At 62.2% G+C, this 1,204-nt stretch carries 1 protein-coding gene; it reads right to left on the minus strand.

Annotated elements, in window-relative coordinates; translation table 11 throughout:
* A partial coding sequence (locus tag H5U08_RS19330) for a tetratricopeptide repeat protein (protein ID WP_297036974.1) occupies positions 1-1,204 on the minus strand: 1,204 nt, incomplete at both ends.

The raw sequence follows: 1,204 nt of genomic DNA on the forward strand, positions 1-1,204 counted from the left end.
CCCGGCGGCAGCTTCCAGGTGTTCCAGGGCTTTGTCATAGTAAGGGGTGGCTTCCGCGTGTTTTTTCTGCTGGATGGCGAAAATGGCGCCCATGCGGAAATAGAGGCGGCCCATCAGGTAGTGGTCCATGGCGCTGGGGGTGTGCCCGGCCAGACCCGCTTCCAGGGCTTCAATAGCCTTTTGGCCGTATTGCAAGGCCAGATCATGCTTTTCCCGCGCCTGATAATGCTGGACGGCGTCGTAGAGCGCGGCTCCATATTCCCATTGAAACTGCGCCTTGCGAACGGGACTGACGTCCTGCACGAGGAGCTGATACGCCTGATCGAGTTTTTCCAGCCAGGGTTGGGGATCCACTGCTGCGGGGAGGGCCACACTGACCGCCAGCGCGGTGGCAGCCACTTTGAACAGGGCGCGGGGGGATTGCCGCTCGTTCTGGACGAGATCCTCGGCGAGCTCTTCCGCCCGCTGCAACCATCGCCCCACCACGGCCTCCTTCTGCTCCCAGACCCCCCAGGCGATATCCCGTGCGGCGCCGAGGTGGGCATCCACCAGAACTTCCTTGCCTGCCACGCGATAAGCGGGATACGGATCGGTTCGTAGAGCCTGGGCCACTTTGATGGCCTCGTAGTGATTGTCGAGGGCTTTCTTGAAGTCCGGTGGGTCCGCCGCGTGATACACATCCCCGAGCAGACAGAGTGCCCGGGCTTTCAGGTGCGGTCGCTGGTCGGCCACGGCGATCACCTGTTCAAGCTGGGAAATCGCCGCGGCGGTCTGACGATTCTCGATGAGAATTTGGGCGAAATCCAGCCGGTACTGCACTTCCTGCGGATTGAGTTGAACGGCTCGCTGAATGCTCTCCAGAGCGTCTGCCGAGCGGCCCATCAGGCGCTGGACGCGGGCCTGGAGCCACCACGCCCGGTCGGCCTGCGGATCGAGTTGCAGGGCATGGGATAGATCCCGGAGGGCCAGCTCCGGTTCGCTTTCCCAGAAAGTCTCGGCACGGAGGATGAACGCATCGGCGTTCAGTTCTTCCAGAATGATGTCTGTCACCATGTTCGAGGCTTTGCCGGGCTGCTCTGCCGGGGCAAAAGCGAAAATGACCCCGCGCTCAGGAAACGTTTGCCCGAGAATCTCGCCCTGTGGGTTGGAAATGTACACCGGGCGGATGGCCGCCAGTTCAAGGTGCTGGGCCACCAGATTGGCC

It is taken from the genome of Thermogutta sp. (assembly GCF_014359955.1).
In the GTDB taxonomy this organism is placed as follows: domain Bacteria; phylum Planctomycetota; class Planctomycetia; order Pirellulales; family Thermoguttaceae; genus Thermogutta.